This window comes from Rhizobium sp. PAMB 3182 (genome assembly GCF_052908355.1).
Genome location: NZ_CM128607.1, coordinates 1,797,964 through 1,820,101, shown reverse-complemented (window position 1 = coordinate 1,820,101; position 22,138 = coordinate 1,797,964). Strand labels below are relative to the sequence as shown.

Genomic DNA, 22,138 nt, shown 5'->3' with positions numbered 1-22,138 from the left:
GGAACGCCGATGTTCGGGATTGATATCAATCTGATTGCCATCATTGTCCTGTCGGCCATCGCCGCCGGCGCGGTATCCTACGGCATTCTGTTCGGCTCGATCGAAAAGCAGAAAAAGACGGAATCCCGGGTCAGCAAGATCAAGTCCGCCGAAACCGACGGAGCGAAGGTCAAGGCGGCGCGGGATCGCGTTCAGGAAATGTCCAAGAGGCGAAAGTCCGTCCAGGACACGCTGAAGGAGATGGAAAAGAAGCAGCAGGAAAAGAGCAAGAAGTCGCTGAGCATCGAGGCAAAGCTCAAGCAGGCATCGATTCCGATTTCGCTGAAGCAGTTCTATACCTACAGCGCCGCCGCCGCGGCCTTCGTTTTCTTTGCCGGCTTTCTGGCTGGCTTGCCCATTTTCGTTGTTCTCGGGGCCGCCTTCGTGATCGGGGCGGGCGTTCCACGCTGGTTTGTCGGCTTTCTGATCAAGCGCCGCCAGAAGAAGTTCTTGAACGAGTTTCCGTCGGCGCTCGACATCATGGTGCGCTCCATTCGTTCCGGCCTGCCATTGAACGATGCGCTTCGCCTGATTGCCGTCGAAGGCCAGGAGCCGGTCAAGACCGAATTCCGTCGTGTCATCGAAGCGCAGCAGGTCGGCATGAATATCCCGGAAGCCTGCGCGCGCATGGGTAACACCATGCCGCTGCAGGAAGTAAACTTCTTCGCGATCGTCATCGCCATCCAGTCCCAGGCCGGCGGTAACCTCTCCGAGGCGCTGGCCAACCTGTCGAAGGTTCTGCGCGAACGAAAGAAGATGAAGGCCAAGGTCAATGCGCTGTCCATGGAAGCCAAGGCCTCTGCCGTGATCATCGGCATCTTGCCGTTTGCCGTGGCGACGCTCGTCTATCTGACGTCCCCCGGCTACATCTCGGTCCTCGTCACCGATCCCCGCGGGCACATGATCCTGCTGGGGAGCGGCATCTGGATGAGCATCGGGATCTTCGTCATGCGCAACATGATCAACTTCGAGATATAGGGACCTGGAGCAATGACGGCTGACCTCGCATCCAGGCTTACCGATCCCGCTACCCTGGTGGCCCTGCTGGTCGCCATCACCGTGTTCGGCACCTTTTATTCGCTGGTCATGCCCTATTTCGAAAAGGGTGATCTCGAGAAGCGCATGAAAGCTGTCTCCACCGAGCGCGACCAGATCAGGGCGCGCGAACGGGCGCGCATGAGCCAGGAGGCATCATCGCAGGGCCGGCGCGTGTCGATCCGTGCCGAGAACAACAAGTCGGTCCGCAGCATCGTCGAGAAGTTCAACCTCAGGGAAGCGCTTGTCGACGAAAACACGATGAACAAGCTTCGCGCTGCCGGCTATCGTTCGCAGAACGCCTTGAACACCTTTCTGGTGGCCCGGTTCGTTCTGCCATTCGTCTTCTTCCTGCTTGCGCTCGGATGGGTTTTCGGCCTCGGCAACCTGCCGGACAAACCGTTCGCCATGCGCTTTCTGGTGACGATCTTCGTTGCCTATGCCGGTTTCTATGCGCCGAACCTCTATATCAGCAACCGCATGGGCAAACGGCAGAAGTCCATCCGCCTTGCCTGGCCGGACGCCCTCGACCTCCTGCTGATCTGCGTGGAATCCGGTATCTCCATGGAAATGGCGATGCGCCGCGTCGCCGAGGAAGTCGCCGAGCAGTCGCCGGAACTTGCAGAAGAAATGGTTCTGACGACGGCCGAGCTTTCCTTCCTGCAGGATCGTCGCCAGGCGCTGGAGAATCTCGCCAACCGCACGCAGCTTCCGGGTGTCCGTGGCGCCACCCAGGCGCTGATCCAGGCGGAGCGCTACGGCACGCCGATCGCCCAGGCGCTTCGCGTCCTGGCGCAGGAAGGCCGCGACGAGCGCATGAACGAAGCCGAAAAGAAGGCCGCCGCCCTGCCGCCCAAACTGACCGTGCCGATGATCCTGTTCTTCCTACCGGTCCTCATCGCCGTCATCCTCGGCCCCGCCGGCATTTCGGTTTCCGACAAGTTCCATTGATTGGACTGCATTCCAGCATGTCTTGAAGACAGGCGTATCCCAGAACTGAGCGATATTGAGTTCATCCGGAGAAGTGTCCTGCGGGCATTTGGCGACTTGCTTACCGGAGCTGGTCCCGAGACGGTTTGAACGCCTTTTGCTAACGGAGCGGCGCAAGCCGCTGCGATTTCCGCAGGCACGGTCAGTGTGTTCTCATTTTCTGGATATCAGGCGCAAGTGATGTGGGCAGGCGGCTGAGGCCTGAGCCTCTTACATAGGGCGCCGACTCTCAGTAAATCCGCCGCACGTCACCCGTTTTTCGCGAGCTTCTTCCAGGTGCCTTGCTGGTTCAGCATCTGCTTCAGGTAGGCGACGTTGGCGTCGGCCTGTTCCTTTGTCAGTTCGCGCTGGGCAATGTTGATCGCCTCGTCGAAGCGGCCCTGAAGGCCGACGACAAGTGCGAGGTTCTGGCGCACGCGGCTGTCGGCCGCCGGCTGGGCGATGGCCGTGCGCAAATAGGATTCGGCCGTCTTCAGGTCGCCGGTCAGGAGATAGGACATGCCGAGATTGGAGAGCACCGACGGCTCGTTCGGGACGATGTCGAGCGCATTGCGATAGCGTTCGCGCGCTTCCGCGGGCCGGCCGAGCTGGTCGAGTACGGCGCCCTCGGCGGAAAAGAGCTTCCAGTCCGGGCGATCCGGTGTCTGCGCCCGCTGGATCGAGGACAGTGCCTGGTCGAACTGGCCGGCAGCCGCCTGCGTCTTGCCGTAGGCGGCAAGGACGACGGGGTTCTTGGGATTGGCGATCGCGACGCGCTGCATGACGGCGAGGGCCTGATCGTTCTTGCCCGACATCAGGAGGAGGTTGGCATAGGTCGTGCCGACCTGCGGGTTGGTCGGCGCCTTGTCATAGGCTCTGCCGGCCTGATTGGCTGCCGCATTGAGTTCGGCCGAATCCATCTGCTCGATGGGCTTGGAGAATTTCGGGATGGAACCGGTGGTCATCTGGCTCGGCCTAGTCGCGCAGCCGCTCACCGAGAGGGTTGCGATCGCCAGACACACGCCAACGAGAAGGCGTTTTTTTCCGGAAGCCAATTGTGCCGGCATGCTCATACTATGCCCCTGTCTCTTCGTGCCCGAGCCGAATCCGTGACCGGAATGCGGCGTCATTCTCACTCCAGCAATATTCTGTTAACCCTAATGGACGGTTAACGTCGCATTTGATTCCCAGCATTTCGAAGGTACTCATGGCTCCCTTTCAGCATATCAATCGCAGTTCTCCCTATCTTGAAGAGGGCGGCGCGACGCTGCCGATCTTCGCCGTCACGCCCGCCCAGATCGAGGCCGGATCGATCGATCCCGTGGCGCTCGACTGGGCCAGGAAGGCCGGCTTCAAGGCCGAAGCTGGCGCGACGCTGCCGGTGCCGGGCGAGGACGGGCATCTGGGCGGTGCCCTGTTCGGCCTCGGCAGTGCGCCGGAAACCCAGCCATTCCTGACGGGCAAGCTGCCGAAGGCGCTACCGGCCGGCAACTGGCACCTGGAAACGGCGCCGATCAATGTGGACTGGCTGTGCCTCGGCTTCGGCCTCGGCGCCTACAGTTTCGATCTCTACAAGGCTCCGTCTTCGGAAAAGGCGCGCATGGCCATGCCGCAGGACGCCGATGCGGTGGAAATCGCCCGCCAGCTCGCGGCGGTCTACCTGGTTCGCGACATGGTCAACACGCCGACAAACGACATGGGGCCGGACGAACTGGAGTCCGTGTTTCTTGCGCTCGCCAGGCACTATGGTGCTGAAACCGAGGTCATCCGCGGCGACGATCTCATCAAGCTGAATTTTCCACTGATCCATACCGTCGGTCGCGCCAGCACGTCGGCGCCCCGTCTCCTGGACATGCGCTGGGGACGCAAGGGCGCGCCGCGCCTGACGCTGGTCGGCAAGGGCGTCTGCTTCGACACCGGCGGCCTCGACATCAAGCCGGCCTCCTCCATGCTTCTAATGAAGAAGGACATGGGCGGCGCCGCCAACGTTCTCGGCCTGGCGCTCTTGATCATGGATGCGGGCCTCGACATCGACCTGCGGGTACTGGTGCCGGCGGTTGAGAATTCCATAGCGGGCAACGCGTTCCGGCCGAGCGACATCTACACCAGCCGCAAGGGCCTGACGGTGCAGATCGACAATACCGATGCGGAAGGCCGGCTGATCCTGGCCGACACACTGGCCTATGCCGATGAGGAAAAGCCTGATCTCATCATCGATATGGCGACCTTGACGGGCGCGGCGCGCGTGGCGCTCGGACCGGACGTGCCGCCGTTCTATACCGACGACGAGGCGCTCGCCGCCTCGCTTGCCAAGGCAAGCGGCGAGGTGTTCGATCCGATCTGGCGCATGCCGCTGTTTGCCGGTTACGAGCAGATGGTGAACGCCAAGATCGCCGATCTGACCAACGCGCCGTCCGGCGGCATGGCGGGATCGATCACCGCCGCACTGTTCCTCAAGCGCTTCGTCACCAAAACGCCGCGCTGGGCGCATTTCGATATCTTCGCCTGGTCGCAGGCCGACAAGCCGCATGCGCCCATGGGCGGCGAGGCGCAGGCGATCCGCGCCATTTACCATGTGCTGAAGGCAGGGCTCTGAGGGGCCTTGTCCCATGTGCCCGGTTGGCGGTAAATAGAACGGTAGCGTAACGGTTCTGGAGAGCCCCGTGTCCGTCGAATTGACCGCCAGTCAGGCGCTGGGCCTCATGCATGGCGTGAGCCTGGAGCAGGTGCGGCTTGAAAACCCGGACCTGACGCTCCGCCAGATGGCGATCCTTCTGCATGTCTACCTCGTGCCACCACCGCACACGGTGCGCGGTCTGGCCGCGACGCTGAACGTCAGCAAGCCGGTCATCACGAGGGCACTTGATACGATGGGCGCCATGAAGCTCATCGATCGGGTGCGTGACGAACGCGACCGCCGCAACGTCATCATCAAACGCACCGTCGCCGGCGCGCTCTATCTCGAAAAACTCGGCGATCTGATCATCGATCAGGCCCGCAAACTGGATTGACGACAGGAGACCACGATGCTCGACCGACGTCTTCATGCCTTCCGGCCCGATCTTGCCGACATCCGCCTGAAGGGTGAGGTTGAAGCGGAACGCTATGTCGAGGGCGAGGCGGGCATCGTTATGGTGCCGGTTGTCGATGTCCGTCCGAAGCCGGATCTTGCGGTCGGGATCGATACCCAGTTCCTGATGGGCGAAGCGATCACGGTGTTTGACAGGGCTGACGGCTGGGCCTGGGTGCAGTCGGCCGTCGACGGCTATGTCGGCTATGTTCCGGCGGAGGCCGTGGCAGAGGATGCGCCGGCGCCAACGCATGTGGTAAGCGTGCCGCGCACCTTCCTCTATCCCGGCCCGGACCTGCGCTTCCCGATCGTCGCGACGCTATCCATGGGAAGCCGGATCGCGGTTGTCGGTGAGGCCGAGACGCGCAACACACGTTATCTCCTGCTTGCCGACGGAACCGCCGTCATCGGCTTCCATTGCCGACCGGTCGGCGACAGTCTCGATGATGATCCGGTGACGATTGCCGGTCTTTTCCTGCAAACCCCCTATCTCTGGGGCGGCCGTAGCGGTCTGGGCATCGATTGCTCGGCGCTTGTCCAGCTGTCCATGCAGATGAGCGGGCGCAATGCGCCGCGCGACAGCGACATGCAGGCCGCCTTCGGCACGACCATCACCCGCAATGATTTGAGACGCGGCGATCTCGTCTTCTGGAAAGGCCATGTCGGCTTCATGGAGGATGCCGAGAGCCTGCTGCATGCCAACGGCCATACGATGCAGGTCACCCGCGAGCCGCTGTCCGACGCGGTCGCCCGCATCGAGCCGCTCTATGGCCAGCCGACGGCCTACCGCCGTTTTTATTGAGTGATCCTTTGCGGCGGCGGCTCGAGCGACCTATATTGGGTGTGTTAGCCGCTTGAGGCCGAGGAAGAATGTTGAAGATCGTCATTGCCATCTCCGGTGTACTCATGCTGGCCGCTGCCGCGTCGGCGTCTGCCACCGAGCTCGATTTTTCGAAGCTCAAGGGCCAGTATCCCTACAAGGATCTGCCCGGCGTGGAGACCTTCGGCACCAGCACCGACACGAGCGCGAAGTTCAGGTGCGAGACGGCGACACGCCAGTTCCGCTTCCATCGCTATGACGACGATGACGGCAATCTGCTGCGGAACAATAGGTCGCTGCCGCGGCTTGTGTATCGCTGCAGCAACGGCGTCTATTCCGTCGAGAGCACCCGCACGCCGTATCCTTCCACCAAGCGCTCGGACTGACGCCCTCAGCGATCGATCCTGGTCGACAGGATGATCGAGGAGAGTGTCCGTTCAACGCCCTCGATCTCACCGATCGCATCGATGATGTGATCAAGGGCGCCGATCGAGGTGGACGCGACGATCGCGATCAGGTCGAAACTGCCGCTCACAGAATGCAGCGCCTTGACTTCGCCGATGGCGGAGAGGTCAGCCGTGACCCGGCCGAGTGATTTCGGTGCGATCGTGATCAGCACATGGGCCTTGACCAGCCCGCTTTCATAGGCGGACGACAGCCGGACCCCGTAGCCGGCGATAACGCCGTCGCGCTCGAGCTTTTCGATCCGCGCCTGGACGGTGGTGCGCGACAGGCCCAGCCGGCGGGCAATGGTCGCCACTGGCATCCTGGCGTTTTCGCCCAGAAGATCCAGCAAGGCCCTGTCCTTGTCGCTTGTCGTCATTCTGATGAATTCCTTCGTCAATTTGGCCAATTGTAGCGGTCAATTTCCTCGTTTGGTAGCTACAAATCGATCTCCCTCGGAGCGATCCTGATGGAAATAGATCCAGAAGGGGATTCGCAATGAAGGATATCGTCGTTATCGGCGCCGGAAAGATCGGCTCGACCATCGCCCGCCTGCTCGCCCATAGCGGCGACTATCGGGTAGTCGTCGCGGATCGTGCGGAAGATCAGCTCGCCGCCATCGAAGCACATCCTGCCGTCTCGACAGAGGTTGTCGATATCGCCGACCGCGCGAGCCTTGAAGCCTTGCTATCCGGCAAGTTCGCCGTCCTCAGCGCCGCCCCCTTCCACCTGACGGTTGCCATCGCCGAAGCCGCGGCCAGCGCCGGCGTTCACTATCTCGACCTGACCGAGGACGTTGATTCCACCCGCCGCGTGAAGGAAATCGCGGCCGGCGCGACGACCGCCTTCATTCCCCAGTGCGGCCTTGCGCCGGGCTTCATCTCGATCGTGGCGCATGATCTTGCCAGCCGCTTCGATACGCTGGAGTCGGTGCGCATGCGTGTCGGCGCCCTGCCGCAATATCCGTCGAATGCGCTCAACTACAATCTGACCTGGAGCACCGACGGCGTCATCAACGAATATATCGAGCCCTGCGAGGCGATCGTCGAGGGCGTGCTGACGGAAGTGCCGGCGCTGGAAGAACGCGAGGAATTCTCGCTCGACGGTGTGACCTATGAGGCCTTCAACACATCCGGCGGCCTCGGGACGCTCTGCGAGACGCTGAAGGGCAAGGTGCGCACCCTCAACTACCGCACGATCCGCTATCCCGGCCATGCCGCGATCATGAAGGCATTGCTCAATGATCTCGGCCTGCGCCACCGCCGCGAGGTGCTGAAGGATATCTTCGAAAACGCGCTGCCGACCACGACGCAGGATGTCGTGATCATCTTCGTTACCGTCTCGGGTCGCAAGGACGGACGCCTTGTCCAGGAAACCTATGCCAACAAGGTCTATAGCGGCGTCGTCGCGGGCCGGATGACGAGTGCCATCCAGATCACCACGGCCGCCAGCATCTGCGCCGTGCTCGACATGATGTTCGAAGGCAAGCTGCCGCGCCAGGCCGGTTTCATCCGCCAGGAAGAAATCAGCCTTGAGGCGTTTCTGGAGAACCGGTTCGGGCAGTATTACGAAGACCGAAGCAAGACCCATCGCATTGCCGGATAGTGGCGATCAAAGACCTGACATGAAAACGGGGCCATGCGGCCCCGTCTCAGTATTCTTGCTCTCAAGGAATGCCCGCCCCAGAGGGCGGTCGGCTCTTTCGGATCAATCGATATCGAAGGACACACCCTGCGCAAGCGGCAGGGCCTTGGAATAATTGACCGTGTTGGTCGCCCGGCGCATGTAGGCCTTCCAGGCGTCTGAACCGGATTCGCGGCCGCCGCCCGTCTCCTTTTCACCGCCGAACGCGCCGCCGATTTCCGCACCCGACGTGCCGATATTGACGTTGGCGATGCCGCAATCGGAGCCTTCCGCCGACAGGAAGCGCTCGGCTTCCTGCATGTCGAGCGTGAAGATCGAGGAGGAGAGGCCGGCCGCGACGTCGTTGTGAAGCGCAAGCGCCTCGTCGAAATCGCTGTATTTCATCACGTAGAGGATCGGCGCGAAGGTCTCTTCGGTAACGGGCGAAACCTGCGCCGGCATTTCAATGAGCGCCGGCTTCACATAATAGGCCTGCGCGCTGCCGGCGTCATCGACGCGGTGGCCGCCGGTCACCGTGCCGCCCGCGGCCTTTGCCGTGTCGATCGCCTTCTGCATGGCATCGAAGGCGGCCTTGTCGACCAGCGGGCCGACCAGCGCCGATGTTTCCAGCGGGTTGCCGACCGATACGCTTTCATATGCCTTCTTCAGCCGCGGCACGAGCGCATCGTAGACGCTGTCATGGACGAACAGGCGCCTGAGCGTCGTGCAGCGCTGGCCGGCCGTGCCCATGGCGCCGAAGGCGATGGCACGCAGGGCCATGTCGAGGTCGGCGGACGGGCAGACGATGCCGGCATTGTTGCCGCCGAGTTCGAGGATGGAACGGGCGAAGCGCCTGGCGAGGCGGGGGCCGACTTCGCGGCCCATACGGGTCGAGCCGGTCGCCGAGACGAGCGCGACCTTGCGGTCGTCGACCAGAACTTCGCCGATGGCGCGATCGCCGATCAGCACGGAGGACAAGCCTTCCGGCGCGTCGCCGAAGCGGGCGATGGCGCGCTCGAGGATAGCCTGCGATGCAAGTGCCGTCAGCGGTGTCTTTTCCGATGGTTTCCAGACGATCGCATTGCCGCAGACGAGTGCCAGCGCCGCATTCCACGACCAGACGGCGACCGGGAAATTGAAAGCGGAGATGATGCCGACGACGCCCAGCGGATGCCAGGTTTCCATCATCCGGTGGCCCGGCCGCTCGGTGGCGATCGTCAGGCCGTAGAGCTGACGGGAGAGGCCGACGGCGAAATCGCAGATGTCGATCATCTCCTGCACCTCGCCGAGGCCTTCGGAGGCGATCTTGCCGGCCTCGATCGATACCAGCCGGCCGAGATCCGACTTTGCGGCCCGCAGTTCCTCACCGAGCAGGCGGATCAGTTCGCCGCGCTTCGGCGCCGGCACGTTGCGCCAGATGCGGAACGCGGCATCGGCCTTCTCGATGATCTTTGCCGCAGCTTCCGGCGTGTGCGGGGTAAGCGCAGCGATCTGTTCGCCAGTCACCGGCGAATGCGACGCCATGCTGCCGCCGGTATAGAGCGCCGCATCGACGCCCAGCTTTTCCAGCAGGGCCGCCGCTTCCTTGGGCACGTTGATTTTTGAAGCTGCATTGGTCATGGGCACCTCTATCGCGAATGGGGTCGCTTGTAAGTTAATTCCGTTTCAGCATTATAATGAAATTCATCGGGGTAATATTGCAAAATTCGCAGTTCAGGTGATGCGTTATGGTCATGAAGCTCAACAGACGGCAGATGCCGGACATGGCGACGCTGCAGGCGTTCGAATGCGCCGCCAGGCATGGCGGCTTCACCCAGGCGGCGCGCGAGCTCAACCTGACACAGAGCGCCGTCAGCCGCCAGATCAAGGAACTGGAGGTCCGTCTCGGTCTCACCCTGTTCGAGCGTGTGCGCCAGCGCGTCGTCCTGTCGGAGCAGGGGCATGCGCTGCTGCCGGAAGTGCGCAATCTTCTCAATCGCACGGAGGCCATGGTGCTGAAGGCGATGGCCTCGCGCGCCGGCCAGCAAAACCTTTCGATCGCCACACTACCGACATTTGCAAGCCGTTGGCTGACGCCGCGGCTGCCGGGTTTTCTCGAAGGCCATCCGGGAACGACGCTCGAACTCGCCTCTCGCTCCGAGCCTTTCGATTTCGACGAGGAAAACTTCGATCTGGCGATCCATTACGGCCAGCCGGTCTGGGCCAAGGCCGTCTGCCACTATCTGTGTCGCGAAGTCATCTTGCCGGTCGCCTGTCCGGCGCTGAAAGCGCGCATGGCAGGACTGACGTCCGCCGACCTCGCTGATGTTCCGCTCCTGCACCTGACTGCACGACCGAAGCTCTGGGCGGAGTGGTTCGACGAACAGGGACTGGAAACGGCCGGCGCCTTCAGCGGTCATCGCTTCGGGCAGTTTTCCATGCAGATCGAGGCGGCCATTGCCGGGCTCGGCGCCGCCCTCCTGCCGCGCTACCTGATCGAACAGGAGCTTGCCGATGGCCGGCTGGCGATCCTGTTCGAGCAGCCGCTGACGACCGAAAACAGCTACTATGTCGTCGTACCGGAGGGAAAGCGCGAAAATCCGCTGGCCGAAGCCTTCCGCGTCTGGATCTCGTCGCAGGTCAGGGAGTAGGGCGCAGCCACCGGGCGAGCCAGATGGCGGCGACCGCAAAGACCGCGATCCAGATGGTGATGATGACGGCTGCGGCCGCTTTGCTGGCCGGCCGCTCTGCGGATGTCAGCCGGCGGTGCTCAGCCATGATCTCCGGCGGAATGAGCTTGATCACGACCCATATGCCGAGCGGAACCAGGATGATGTCGTCGAGATAGCCGATGACGGGAACGAAATCCGGAATGAGATCGATCGGTGACAGCGCATAGCCGACTATGATGACGGCCAGCGCCTTCGCGTGCCAGGGGACACGTGGATCACGGCTGGCGCGGTAGAGTGCCGAGACGTCGCGTTTCATGGCGCGCGCCCAGTTGCGCAGGTTCCATGCCATGCCCGCTCCTCCCCAAGCGGCCAGAACGCCTGTCCGGCCTACAGGTCCAGCGCGTCCTTCAGCGCCAGGCCTTCACGCATGCGGTAGTCGAGATCGGCCTCGATATGGTCGATGTGGTGCAGCATGAGGTCGGCGGCGCGCTTGGCGTCGCCTTTTTCCAGGGAGTCGAGAATGCCGGTGTGTTCGCTGTGGCCGCAGCTCGAAATACCGGTACGCCCGTAGAGCGCGATGACCAGCGAGGAGCGGGCGACGAGCTCGTCCATGAAACGCTGCAGGATCTGGTTGCCGGCGACTTCCGCCAGCATCAGGTGAAAGTCGCCGGACGCCTTGATCTCCCCGCGCCGCGCCTGCGGCCCGCGGGCGTTCATGAAGCGCGATTCCTCATCCAGCTGCTTGCGGAAGCGGGCGATGTCGGTGGCCTTGATCCGCTCGGCGGCGGCAGTGGCGATGCCGGGTTCGATCAGCCGCCTCGATGCAAAGACCTGCCTCGCTTCCTCCGGCGTCGGATTGGAAATGAACGCCCCGCGGTTGCGCTCGGTTTTGACCAGGCCTTCGAAGGCCAGCATCTGCAGGGCCGAGCGCACGACCGTGCGGCTCGCGTCGAACAGCGTTCCCACCTCCGCCTCGGAGAGCTTCGTGCCGGGCACCAGGCGGCGATCAACGATCGCATCGCGAAGCGCGTCGCGAATGGCCTGGGCCCGGTCCTCTGCCGGTGCGTCGATGGAATAGGCTGCGTCAGTCATGGAAGGAATTCACCGCATTTCGATGACTTCATTTAATCCCGAACCGCTTTTCATGCAAATGGCGAGTGTCTGAAAAAGTGCCATCAGATTGCATACAATTTTGACATTGCATCGGAGACAATAGGTTAAATTTTGTGCAATGCGACATTTGTCAATTTTGTGAGCAGGCAGCGTGTGCCAGAAACCTCCATGATATCAGAGGCTTCTTGAGTCTGGCACGCGAAATGCATTTCTCATTTGGCAAGCGAAGGGGCGCCGCATGAGCAAAGCTGCAGAAATCGAAATCGTATCTGTCGTCAAAAAATACGGCGCAACGACCGCCGTCCACGGCATCAACCTCAAAATTCCGGCCGGCACCTATTGCTGCCTGCTCGGCCCGTCGGGGTGCGGCAAGACGACGACGCTGCGCATGGTCGCCGGGCACGAGAGCATCACCGAGGGCGACGTGATCCTCGGCAACAAGAACGTGTCCGACCTGCCGCCGGCGCGCCGCGGCACGGCGATGATGTTCCAGTCCTATGCGCTCTTCCCGCATCTCGATCTCATCGACAATGTCGCCTTCAGCCTGAAGATGAAGGGTGTTGCCCGCGAGGAGCGGCGTGCCAAGGCGCTGGAAATGCTGAAGCTCATGCAGATGGAGCGTTATGCGACGCGCAAGCCCACCCAGCTTTCGGGTGGCCAGCAGCAGCGCGTGGCGCTTGCCCGCGCGCTGATCACCGATCCGGAAGCGCTGCTCCTCGATGAGCCGCTGTCGGCACTCGATCCCTTCCTGAAGGTGCACATGCGCGCCGAGCTGAAAAAGCTGCAGACCTCGCTCGGCATCACCTTCGTTCATGTCACGCACAGCCAGGAGGAAGCCCTGGCGCTGGCCGACCTGATCGTGGTCATGAACGACGGCCGCATTGAGCAGGCCGCGTCGCCGCGCACGGTCTTCGAGCGTCCGGCAACCGCATTCGTCGCCCGCTTCATGGGCGACCACAACGTGATCTCCGGCAAGGCGGCCGGCCATGACGGCAACTTCCTGTCGGTCGCGGTCGAGGATGCCGTCTTCACGGCCATCGACGGCCCGCGCGATCCCGGTGAACCCGTCGACATCGCTGTGCGCACGGACCGCGTGCGCCTCGGCGAGCCGACGGCGCCGGGTCTCGGCTTCTCCGGCACGATCACCAATGTCGAATATCGCGGCTCCTCCGTGAAGCTGACCGCGGACGGTGCAGGGATCACGGATTTCACTGCGATTGTGGGGGACACGGAGTTTTTTGCCCGGCCGGTCAAGGTCGGAGACGCCGTGGCGCTCGCTTGGGACGCCGGGGATGTGGTCGTCCTCGGTCGGATCGATAAATGACCGTCAACAAAACCACCAGGAGAACAGCTATGAGCGAGACGAAGACAGAGAAGAAGGGGCTGACGCGCCGCGACATCCTCAAGACGGGCGCCGCAGCGGCCGGTCTTGCCGCCGGCACCGGCGTCATCACCGGCTTCCCGACCATCTGGGCGAAGAACCCGATCACGCTGCGCCAGATCGGCACGGGCGTTTCCAACATCAACGCCATCGCCGAGAAGTGCAAGGAAGACCTCGGAATCACGCTCGAAATGACCGCGCTCGACTCCGACGCCGCCGCGCAGCGTACGGTCACCCAGCCGGACAGCTATGACATCGCCGACATCGAATACTGGATCCTGAAGAAGGTCTACCCGTCGGGCGCCATCCAGCCGATGGATACCTCCAAGCTGAAATACTATGACAAGATCGTGCCGCTCTTCAAAACCGGTAAGCTGACGCCCGACAGCGTCATTGCCCAGGGCACCGCGCCGCATACCGTCGGCTTCGTCGAAAAGCCCGGCGACAAGACGTTCGCTGCCGGCGAAACCGGCTGGTTCACGATGGTCCCGACGATCTACAACGCCGATACGCTCGGCATCCGTCCCGACCTCGTCGGCCGTGAGATCACCACCTGGGCCGACATCATGGATCCGGCCTTCAAGGGCAAGACCTCGATCCTCAACATTCCGTCGATCGGCATCATGGATGCGGCGATGATCATGGAAGCCATGGGCAACATCAAGTATGCCGACAAGGGCAACATGACCAAGGAAGAGATCGACAAGACGATCGACTTCCTCATCAAGGCCAAGCAGGACGGCCAGTTCCGCGCCTTCTGGAAGTCCTTCGACGAGTCCGTCAACCTGATGGCCTCCGGCGAAGTCGTAATCCAGTCCATGTGGTCGCCGGCCGTCGCCGCCGTCCGCTCCAAGGGCATCGCCTGCAAGTATCAGCCGCTCAAGGAAGGCTATCGTTCGTGGGGTGGCGGTCTTGGCCTTGCCTCGCACCTTTCCGGCGCCGAGCTCGACGCAGCCTACGAATACATCAACTGGTACACGTCCGGCTGGGTCGGCGGCTACCTCAACCGCCAGGGCTACTACTCGGCCTGCATGGACACCGCCAAGGAATACATGTCCGCCGACGAATGGGGCTACTGGATCGAAGGCAAGCCGGCCGAGGGCGATATCCTGTCGCCGGAAGGCAAGGTCATGGAGAAGGCCGGTGCCGTTCGCGACGGCGGCTCGTTCATGGAGCGCATGGGCCACGTCGCCTGCTGGAACTCGGTGATGGACGAGGACCGCTACATGGTCAAGCGCTGGAACGAGTTCATCGCAGCCTGATAACGACTGCCCCTCCCTCGATCTGCGGGGGAGGGGCGCCATCCAAAGCCCGGTCATAGGAGACGGCACCCGTGAGCACCGCTGCCACAGATGACATGATGCCGATGAAGCGCGTGAAGACCAGCCTCGCCTCGCGAATGGCCGGTGGCGCCGCCTCCTATCTCCAGGCCACGCCGCTGACGCTGATCCTCGGCTTCTTCTTCCTGCTGCCGATCGTGCTGATCATTGCCGTCAGCTTCTGGGACTACGACTTCGCCGGTATCTATCCCGATTTCCTCTGGACCAATTACGAGGATGTGCTGTTTTCCTGGGTCACCTGGAAGACCTACCTCAACACCCTGAAATATGCAGCGATCGTCTGGGCGCTCACCCTCGTGATCGGCTTCTGGGTTGCCTATTTCCTCGCCTTCCATGTCAGAAGCGCGGCCATGCAGACGATCCTCTTCCTCGTCTGCACCGTTCCGTTCCTGACGTCGAACATCATCCGCATGATTTCCTGGATTCCGGTGCTCGGGCGCAACGGGCTCGTCAACATGGGCCTGCAGAAGGCCGGACTTGTCTCCTCACCGGTCGAATGGCTGCTCTACTCGGATTTCGCCGTGGTGCTCGCCATGGTCCATCTCTACACGCTGTTCATGGTCACGCCGATCTTCAACACGCTGATGCGCATCGACCGCTCGCTGGTGGAGGCCGCCAAGGATGCCGGTGCGACGGGCTGGCAGACGCTCTGGAACGTCATCATTCCGCTGGCCAAGCCCGGCATGGCGATCGGCACGATCTTCGTCGTCACGCTGGTGATGGCCGATTTCACCACCGTGCAGGTCATGTCCGGCGGCCAGAGCGCATCGGTCGCGCTGATGATGAAGAACCAGATGTCGCTCCTGCAATATCCGGCCGCCGCCGCCAATGCCGTGGTGCTGCTGCTTGCGGTTCTGATCATCGTTTCCGGCATCCTGCGGATTGTCGACATCAGGAAGGAGCTCTGAACCATGCACCACGAAAAGCGCGGCACCGGCTTCTATGTCCTCGCCATCTTCTTCGCGATCTTCGTCCTGTTCCTCTACGGGCCGATGTCGGCGATCTTCATCCTGTCCTTCCAGGGCCCGAATGGCGGCCTGACTTTTCCGATGAACAGCTGGTCGGTGCGCTGGTTCGCCAACCTGTTCGAAAAGCAGGCCGTCGGCGACTTCGCTGGCTCGATCACCCGCTCAGTCACCCTCGGCCTTTTGGTCATGGCCGTTACGGTCATCGTCTCGCTTCTGGCGGGGCTTGCATTCCGCAGGCGTTTCGTCGGCTCGACCGCGCTCTTCTATCTCGCCATCGCCAGCCTCGTGGTGCCGTCGATCATCGTCAGCCTTGGTATCGGCGTGATGTTCCAGCAATTCGGCTTCAAGCCGTTCTGGTATTCCTCGGCCTTCGGGGCGCACCTCACCTGGACGCTGCCCTTCGGCGTTCTCATCATGTTTGCGGTCTTCAACCGCTTCTCGCCGTCCTACGAAGAAGCGGCCCGCGATCTCGGCGCCTCTCCCTGGCAGACCTTCTCGAACGTGCTGTTGCCGATGATCGCGCCGAGCCTCGTCGGCGTCGGCCTGTTCGGCTTCTCGCTTTCCTATGACGAGTTTGCCCGCACGCTGCTGACGGCCGGCAGCTACAACACCTTGCCGCTCGAGATCTACGGCATGACCACCAACGTAACGACGCCGGTGCTCTATGCGCTCGGCACCGTGACCACGCTGTTCTCCTTCGCGGTCATCGGTACGACGCTCGCGGTGATCGTCTATCTTGGGCGGAAGCGCGCGCGGGCGTGACCTCCGGTCAACTGTTTCCCTGCAATGCACCGTCGACCTGGGTCGGCGAACTGACGGACCTTCCATGCGCATTCTCGTCGTGAACCCCAACACCACCGCCAGCATGACGGAGACCATCGCTTCGGCGGCGGTGCGCGTCGCGGCCCCGGGCACGCAGATCTCCGCCGTGACCTCGGCCATGGGCCCGGTCTCGATCGAGGGCTACTACGACGAGGCGTTCGCGGTTCCGGGCCTGCTCGCGGAAATCGCGGCGGGTGAAAAAGCCGGAGCGGATGCGGCCGTCATCGCTTGCTTCGACGACACCGGCCTCGACGCCGCTCGCGCCATGGCCACCATCCCCGTCATCGGCATCTGCGAGGCGGGCCTTGCCGCCGCATCCTTCATCGCCCGCCGTATCGGCGTCGTCACCACCATGGCAATCTCGCTCGACCCGTTGGAGCATCTCGTCCAGCGCTACGGCATGGCGGGCCGGGCGCGGGTGAGGGCGGCCGACATACCGGTGCTGTCGCTTGAAGATCCGCAGTCCGGCGCGCGGGCGCGGCTCGAGGCGGAGATCCGCCGTTCCATCGACGAGGACAGGTCCGAGGCGATCGTGCTTGGTTGCGCAGGCATGGCCGAGATGGCCGCCGAGCTTCAGGAGAAATACGGGCTGCCGGTCATCGATGGCGTCGGTGCCGCCGTCAAGCAGGCGGAAGCGCTGGTGACGCTTGGGCTCAGAACGGCCAAGCGCGGAGCCTATTCGTTTCCGATATCGAAGCCCTACACCGGACTGCTGGAGAGCTTCGGGCCGTCCGCCGTCCGCTAGGGAAGGCTTTTCTCAGGCGCTTCTTCGCCGCCGCGATGTCGCCGGCTTGTATGCCTTGGCGAAGGCCAGAAACTGGTCGGCACTCATCGGCCGCGCCAGCGCGAAGCCCTGCAGGAGATCGCAGCCGAGGTCGCGCAGCAGAGAGGCATGCTCCATCGTCTCGATGCCTTCGGCGACGCTTTCGATGCCCCGCGACCGGCCTATGTCGATGATCGACCGCACCAGTTGCTTCTGTGACTCGCCGGACAGTACCGGCTTGATCAGTTGCCGGTCGATCTTCAGCCGGCGCGGCGACAGGTTGATGAGGCTGATGATCGACGCATAGCCGGTGCCGAAATCATCGAGCTCGATGGCGATCCCCAGCTCCTTGATGGCTTTTATCCGGCTCAGCAGCATGTCGTCCTCGTCATCGAACGAGATCGATTCCAGGAGTTCGAACGACAGCGAGCCGGGCGCCGGAGCGATCTCGCGCAGCTTTTCGATCAGGCCGTCGTCCAGCAGACGCTGGGCGGAGATGTTGACCGACACCTGCGGTATGGCAAGTCCGGCCGCCTGCCAGCGGTGATACTGGAACAGCGCCTGGTGCAGGATGCTCGCGTCGATCTGGGCGACGTTGTTGAGCGCTTCGGCGATCGGCAGAAAGGCGGACGGGGGCAGCATGCCCTTTTCCGGATGCTCCCAGCGGGCGAGCGCCTCGACGCCGGCGATTTCGAGCGTCCGCGCATCGAACTGCGGCTGGAAATACGGGATGAATTCTCCGTGTTCCAGGCCGCGAAGGATTTCGTCGGCCGTGCGCTTGTTCGAGACAGCGACCGCCCGAAGCTCATCGGAGAAGAATTCCACCCGGTTGCGGCCGCGGCGCTTGGCTTCGTAGAGGGCGATGTCCGCATTGATCAGCAGGTCGTCGGCCTTCTCCGAAAAATCGGTGCGGGACGCGACGCCGATGCTGGCGCCGACCCGGCATTCGTGCCCGTTGTAGTCGACGGGCCGGCTGATGCCTTCGATCAGTTTCTCGGCGAGCTGGCTGCTGTCCTCCGGGCCGCCATTGCCGCCCGTGATCACGACGAATTCGTCGCCGCCGATGCGTGCCACGAATTCGGTGACGCCGACATTGGCCAGCAGGGTGTCGGCGGTGTGCTTGAGAATACGGTCTCCGGCGCCGTGCCCGAGCGTATCGTTGATGTCCTTGAACCGGTCGAGGTCGATATGCAGCAGGGTCATGCCCGGCGCTTTCGCTCCGGCATCGCGTTCGGCGAGAATCTGGTCGAGGAAGCGCCGGTTCGGCAGCCCGGTCAGCGCATCGTGCAGTGAATTGTATTCCATCCGCTTGCGGGCGATTTCCAGCTCGCGGTTCTGCTCATCCGCCTTCTTCTTGGCTGCCTTCAACTCGTCCTGGAGGCGTATATCCTCGGTGACGTTCCAGTTCACTCCGACGATCTTGTAATGACCCCGGCGGTCCCGGTAAGCCGTGCCGTAGGCGCGGATATGCCGGACTTCCCCCGTTTCCGTGATGATCCGGAACTGGGTGATGTATTTGCGTCCGGTGGCGATGGTTTCCGCGAATGTGGCTTTTGCGATCGGCAGGTCCTCGGGATGCAGGGATCGCTCCCAGTCCTCATAGATGTTGTTCACCTGGCCTCTCGACATGCCGTAGATGTCGCGCATGCGCTCATCCCAGATGAGGATGTCTTCGTCGACGTCATAGTCCCAGACGCCGATCTGGGAAGTTTCGAGGGCGACCCCGAGCCTCTGGGACAGCTCTTCGAGCTGCTCCTCGCGGTTCCTCAACGCCAGGACATTCTCGTGGCGTTCGCGCATCAGACGGCCGATCCACAGGAGCGGCAGAATGATCAGCAGGCCGACGAGTGCCAGAGTGAGGCGGAAGGTTGCGGTCCCCTCCGGTAACACGTCCCAACCCTCCTTCGGAGAGGCGAGCATGATCCATTGCTCATAGCCGAGATCGATTGCCGCCGCTGTCGGCATCCGGCCCGCTTCGGCGCGGCTGCCGTAGAAATAGCGGATCGACCCGTTGTCGTGGTTGATGGCCCCGACCGTGATGTGCAGGTTCTTGGCAGCCGCGTCGAGGCCGCTCTCCCGGTAAAGCTTGTCCAGATCGATGACGGCGGACAGAACGCCCCAGAACGTCGTTTTTCCATCCGGGTCCGTGACGTTGACCGGATATCGTACGAGCAGCCCCTGGCCGCCTTGCACAAGGTTGACGGGACCGGCGAGCGTCACCCTGTTCTCGTCACGGGCCCTGTAGACGGCGGAGCGCTGGTCGTCGTTCTTCCGGTAGTCGAGCCCCAGGGCCTTTTCATTACCCTTCAGCGGGTAGACATGATTGACGACGAGGTTGGGTGCCAGCGCGATGCTTCTGATCTGCGTGCCCGATTGCATGAGGTGGCCGGCGAGCCTGTCGAAGCTCTCCCCCGGCATGTCGGGTTCCGTCGCGACCGCCGCCGCGAGGCCCTGTGCCAGCAGGATGTTGCCGTTGATCTTGCCTTCCAGCTTGCTGCGGATGAGGTTCAGTTCCTCGTGAACCTTCGTTCGCGCCATGGTCTCGGCCGACTTCTTGCGGACGAAGTCGGCATAGAAGAGTGCGCTGAAGATTGCGACGACGAGCAGCAGCCCGGGAAGGTAGGGCGCCTTGACCAATCTCACCGCAATGCGGCGCAGGGAATGTGCTCGTCTGTCTGCCATTCAACCAGGGACCGGGTTAATTCACAACTATACTCGGCAGTATTGCACCAATAGGTTTAAGAATTTGCTGCGTTCCCCGGGGTGAGAAATGCCCCCGTGGCCAGGCCACGGGGGCATAATTGTCAGGCGGCCCGGCCGACTGCGCGTGTCCGTGCATCGCCGATCTGGAAGTGGCTGATGCGCTGGCTGAGCACGATGCTCTCGCTGTCGAGGCTGTGGGCCGATGCGGTGGTCTCCTCGACCATCGCCGCATTCTGCTGCGTGACCTGGTCGAGAGAGACAACGGTGGAGTTGATCTCGCCCAGACGCTCGGACTGATCACGAGACGCCATGACGATCCCGTTGATCTCGGCGCTGATCGCCTGGATGCCCTCTTCGATCTTGGTCAGGCCTTCACCCGTCTTCAGCACCAGCGCCACACCGTTCTCGACGTCGGTCGCGGAGCCGTTGATCAGGGCGTTGATGTCCTTGGCGGCGGCTGCGGAACGTTGTGCGAGTTCGCGGACTTCCTGTGCGACAACGGCAAAGCCCTTGCCGGCATCACCGGCACGTGCTGCCTCGACCCCGGCGTTGAGCGCCAGCAGGTTGGTCTGGAAGGCGATCTGATCGATGACGTCGATGATCTGGCGGATCTGCTGCGAGGAACTCTCGATCTTGTCCATCGCCGAGATGGCTTCGCGGACGATCGAGGCCGAAGCACTCGCCTGCTGCGTCGTCTGCGTGGTCACGGCTTCAGCATGTTCGCAGCGTCCGCGCGTTTCCTTCAGCGTCTCGGTGATGCTGCCAAGCGCGGCCGCCGTCTGCTCGAGAGCGGCTGCCTGCCGCTCGGTACGCTGCGAGAGGCTCTCGGAAGCCGTCTTCAGGCTGGCCGAACCGCCGCTGATCGTATCGACGCTTTCGCCGATGGCGCCGATCGTCTCTTCCAGTTGCTGCATGGACAGGTTGAAGTCCACACGCAGCTGGTCGAGGCTGGCGACGAAGGGAACGTTGATCCGGTGGCTGAGCCTGCCGCCGGCGAGGTTCTTCAACCCGCTGGCGAGAGCTGCGACCGCCGCCTCGAGGTCGGCGGCGCTGCGCGCCTTCTCGGCTTCGCGCTGGACGCGTTCCGTTTCGATTTCGCGGTTCTTCTCGGCGGCGCTGATCTCCATGGCGTCCTTTTCGAGCGCACTGTTGCGGAAGGAGTCCAGTGCGCGCGCCATGGTGCCGATTTCGTCCTTGCGCTCGACGCCTTCGATGACGATCGACTTGTCGCCGGCATTCAGTCGGTTCATCAATTCCGCCAGCTTGGTCAGCGGACGCGTCATGCGGGCTGCGACGAAGGCGCCGACGAGGCCCATGATGGCAAGCACGGCGAGCGTGGCGACGATGGCCGACTGCGCCAGCTTGGTCGAGGCGGCCAGAACCTTGCTCTCTTCCTGGCCGACGACAAGCATGTCGTTTTCACCGAAAAGCGAGATCGGCAGGTAGGAGTAGAAGAACGAACCCTGGTCGTCGGAGGCAAGCAGCGAACCGGATGAGAACTGGCCGGCGGCCGCAGCGAGATCTGCGGGCGCCTTGCCGTCCTTGGCGAAGCTCGCCGCACCGGCGCGCAGCTCACCGTTGCCGGTCAGCAGGAAGCCGGCGTCGACGGTCGAGCCAAGGCCTTCCGGTTCGACGACCTGCGCAAGCTTGGAGCTGGAGACGCGGATGATCACGAATCCCTTGCGGGTGGGCTTGCCCCAGTAGAGAATCTCAAGCGGTCGACCGATGAACGCCGACACGTCACCGTCTTCGGCCTTGTAGGGCTGGAAGCCCTCGACGAAATCCTTCGTCTCGGTGCTCTTGCCGGCTTCCTCGATGATCTTGGCGAGCGGCTCGTTGCCCGGATCGCTGACGCTCTGCAGGAACTCGCGACCCTTGGTGACGGAGTAGACGATCAGGCCTTCCTGGTTGACGACGTAGATGTCGCTGACCTTGGCGTTCTTCCAGGCCGCGACCAGCGAACTATGGATCGTCGAATGGCGCATGCCGTAGATCAACTTGGTCGCCGAGCCGTCTTCCTTCACGCGCTGGTCAAGCGTCGAGCCGGACGGCGAAAAAGTCTTGAGGATGTTGTCGCGCTCGGACGACATGATGGAGGCGATGTTGTCCACCGCGTCGGCGACGGCCGTGTTCTGCCCTATGTCGCTCAATGTCTGGTTGACGCGCACGACATAGTTGGACACGTCCTTCGCCTGGTTGCCGGCGATCGACGCCAGGCGAAGTTCGCTCGCTTCGATAAGCCCCTGCTTACCGATCTGGTAGCTCAGCAGACCCACGGACAAGCATGAAACCAGTGTCGCACCAATGACCAGCAAGGCAAACTTGGCCTTGATCGACGAGAATTGGAACAGAGGAATATTTCGAACAGGATTTTTCACCAATGGCCCCCCAATACAG

Annotated in this window: 20 protein-coding genes; 13 read left to right on the top strand and 7 right to left on the bottom strand. The window is 62.6% G+C overall.

All coding sequences use genetic code 11. The features are described from left to right. The first annotated feature begins 9 nt into the window (after positions 1-9). A complete protein-coding gene (locus ACU5AZ_RS09060; RefSeq protein ID WP_446825666.1) occupies positions 10-1,017 on the top strand; it encodes a type II secretion system F family protein in 1,008 nt (335 codons plus the stop codon). A 12-nt stretch (positions 1,018-1,029) separates the two neighbouring features. Beyond that, on the top strand, positions 1,030-2,025 hold the full coding sequence (locus ACU5AZ_RS09055; protein WP_446825665.1) for a type II secretion system F family protein: 996 nt from the start codon (positions 1,030-1,032) through the stop codon (positions 2,023-2,025). Between the two features lie 287 nt (positions 2,026-2,312). Here the strand turns inward: ACU5AZ_RS09055 and ACU5AZ_RS09050 are convergent, their stop codons facing one another. Next, a complete protein-coding gene (locus tag ACU5AZ_RS09050; protein WP_446825965.1) occupies positions 2,313-3,110 on the bottom strand; it encodes a tetratricopeptide repeat protein in 798 nt (265 codons plus the stop codon). A gap of 140 nt (positions 3,111-3,250) precedes the next feature. Here ACU5AZ_RS09050 and ACU5AZ_RS09045 point away from each other — a divergent pair, with 140 nt between their 5' ends. From ACU5AZ_RS09045 to ACU5AZ_RS09030, 4 genes are all read left to right on the top strand, one after another. Then, positions 3,251-4,639 (top strand): leucyl aminopeptidase family protein, encoded by a 1,389-nt coding sequence (locus tag ACU5AZ_RS09045; RefSeq protein ID WP_446825664.1) that lies wholly within the window; start codon positions 3,251-3,253, stop codon positions 4,637-4,639. 67 nt (positions 4,640-4,706) lie between these two features. Then, positions 4,707-5,054 carry a MarR family transcriptional regulator gene (locus ACU5AZ_RS09040; protein WP_446825663.1) on the top strand — a complete coding sequence of 116 codons (348 nt, stop codon included), beginning with the start codon at positions 4,707-4,709 and terminating at the stop codon, positions 5,052-5,054. Positions 5,055-5,069: 15 nt separating this feature from the next. Next, the gene (locus ACU5AZ_RS09035; RefSeq protein WP_446825662.1) at positions 5,070-5,915 is read left to right on the top strand and encodes a C40 family peptidase; all 846 of its coding nucleotides are present in this window, start codon (positions 5,070-5,072) and stop codon (positions 5,913-5,915) included. 68 nt (positions 5,916-5,983) lie between these two features. Beyond that, positions 5,984-6,319 carry a hypothetical protein gene (locus ACU5AZ_RS09030; protein WP_446825661.1) on the top strand — a complete coding sequence of 112 codons (336 nt, stop codon included), beginning with the start codon at positions 5,984-5,986 and terminating at the stop codon, positions 6,317-6,319. A gap of 5 nt (positions 6,320-6,324) precedes the next feature. On the opposite strand, the gene ACU5AZ_RS09025 is transcribed toward ACU5AZ_RS09030, so the two are convergent. Next, positions 6,325-6,756, bottom strand: coding sequence for an Lrp/AsnC family transcriptional regulator (locus ACU5AZ_RS09025; RefSeq protein ID WP_446825660.1), 432 nt, complete (start codon positions 6,754-6,756; stop codon positions 6,325-6,327). A 119-nt stretch (positions 6,757-6,875) separates the two neighbouring features. On the opposite strand from ACU5AZ_RS09025, the gene ACU5AZ_RS09020 reads away from it, so the two are divergent. Continuing rightward, on the top strand, positions 6,876-7,982 hold the full coding sequence (locus ACU5AZ_RS09020; RefSeq protein WP_446825659.1) for a saccharopine dehydrogenase NADP-binding domain-containing protein: 1,107 nt from the start codon (positions 6,876-6,878) through the stop codon (positions 7,980-7,982). Positions 7,983-8,084: 102 nt separating this feature from the next. Here ACU5AZ_RS09020 and amaB read toward each other — a convergent pair whose 3' ends face one another. After that, on the bottom strand, positions 8,085-9,620 hold the full coding sequence (amaB, locus tag ACU5AZ_RS09015) for an L-piperidine-6-carboxylate dehydrogenase (protein WP_446825658.1): 1,536 nt from the start codon (positions 9,618-9,620) through the stop codon (positions 8,085-8,087). Positions 9,621-9,733: 113 nt separating this feature from the next. Between amaB and ACU5AZ_RS09010 the strand changes: the two genes are divergently transcribed. Next, positions 9,734-10,630: a LysR family transcriptional regulator gene (locus ACU5AZ_RS09010; RefSeq protein WP_446825657.1), complete on the top strand. Its 897-nt coding sequence runs from the start codon at positions 9,734-9,736 to the stop codon at positions 10,628-10,630. Here ACU5AZ_RS09010 and ACU5AZ_RS09005 read toward each other — a convergent pair. Together ACU5AZ_RS09005 and ACU5AZ_RS09000 are read right to left on the bottom strand one after the other, a co-directional pair. Further along, the gene (locus ACU5AZ_RS09005) at positions 10,620-11,000 is read right to left on the bottom strand and encodes a YkvA family protein (RefSeq protein WP_446825656.1); all 381 of its coding nucleotides are present in this window, start codon (positions 10,998-11,000) and stop codon (positions 10,620-10,622) included. The genes ACU5AZ_RS09010 and ACU5AZ_RS09005 overlap by 11 nt on opposite strands. A 38-nt stretch (positions 11,001-11,038) precedes the next feature. Next, on the bottom strand, positions 11,039-11,743 hold the full coding sequence (locus ACU5AZ_RS09000; RefSeq protein ID WP_446825655.1) for a GntR family transcriptional regulator: 705 nt from the start codon (positions 11,741-11,743) through the stop codon (positions 11,039-11,041). 259 nt (positions 11,744-12,002) lie between these two features. Between ACU5AZ_RS09000 and ACU5AZ_RS08995 the strand changes: the two genes are divergently transcribed. From ACU5AZ_RS08995 to ACU5AZ_RS08975, 5 genes are all read left to right on the top strand, one after another. Next, positions 12,003-13,088: an ABC transporter ATP-binding protein gene (locus ACU5AZ_RS08995; protein ID WP_446825654.1), complete on the top strand. Its 1,086-nt coding sequence runs from the start codon at positions 12,003-12,005 to the stop codon at positions 13,086-13,088. 29 nt (positions 13,089-13,117) lie between these two features. Continuing rightward, complete coding sequence (locus ACU5AZ_RS08990) at positions 13,118-14,407, top strand: ABC transporter substrate-binding protein (RefSeq protein ID WP_446825653.1); 1,290 nt, start codon at positions 13,118-13,120, stop codon at positions 14,405-14,407. A 95-nt stretch (positions 14,408-14,502) separates the two neighbouring features. After that, a complete protein-coding gene (locus tag ACU5AZ_RS08985) occupies positions 14,503-15,393 on the top strand; it encodes an ABC transporter permease (RefSeq protein WP_446825964.1) in 891 nt (296 codons plus the stop codon). 3 nt (positions 15,394-15,396) lie between these two features. Then, positions 15,397-16,215: an ABC transporter permease gene (locus ACU5AZ_RS08980; RefSeq protein WP_446825652.1), complete on the top strand. Its 819-nt coding sequence runs from the start codon at positions 15,397-15,399 to the stop codon at positions 16,213-16,215. 64 nt (positions 16,216-16,279) lie between these two features. Further along, positions 16,280-17,020, top strand: a complete 741-nt coding sequence (locus ACU5AZ_RS08975; RefSeq protein WP_446825651.1) for an aspartate/glutamate racemase family protein — start codon at positions 16,280-16,282, stop codon at positions 17,018-17,020. 12 nt (positions 17,021-17,032) lie between these two features. Here the strand turns inward: ACU5AZ_RS08975 and ACU5AZ_RS08970 are convergent, their stop codons facing one another. Beyond that, positions 17,033-19,720 carry a bifunctional diguanylate cyclase/phosphodiesterase gene (locus tag ACU5AZ_RS08970; protein WP_446825650.1) on the bottom strand — a complete coding sequence of 896 codons (2,688 nt, stop codon included), beginning with the start codon at positions 19,718-19,720 and terminating at the stop codon, positions 17,033-17,035. Positions 19,721-19,842: 122 nt separating this feature from the next. Next, the gene (locus tag ACU5AZ_RS08965; protein WP_446825963.1) at positions 19,843-22,017 is read right to left on the bottom strand and encodes a methyl-accepting chemotaxis protein; all 2,175 of its coding nucleotides are present in this window, start codon (positions 22,015-22,017) and stop codon (positions 19,843-19,845) included. Between the last annotated feature and the right edge of the window lie 121 nt (positions 22,018-22,138).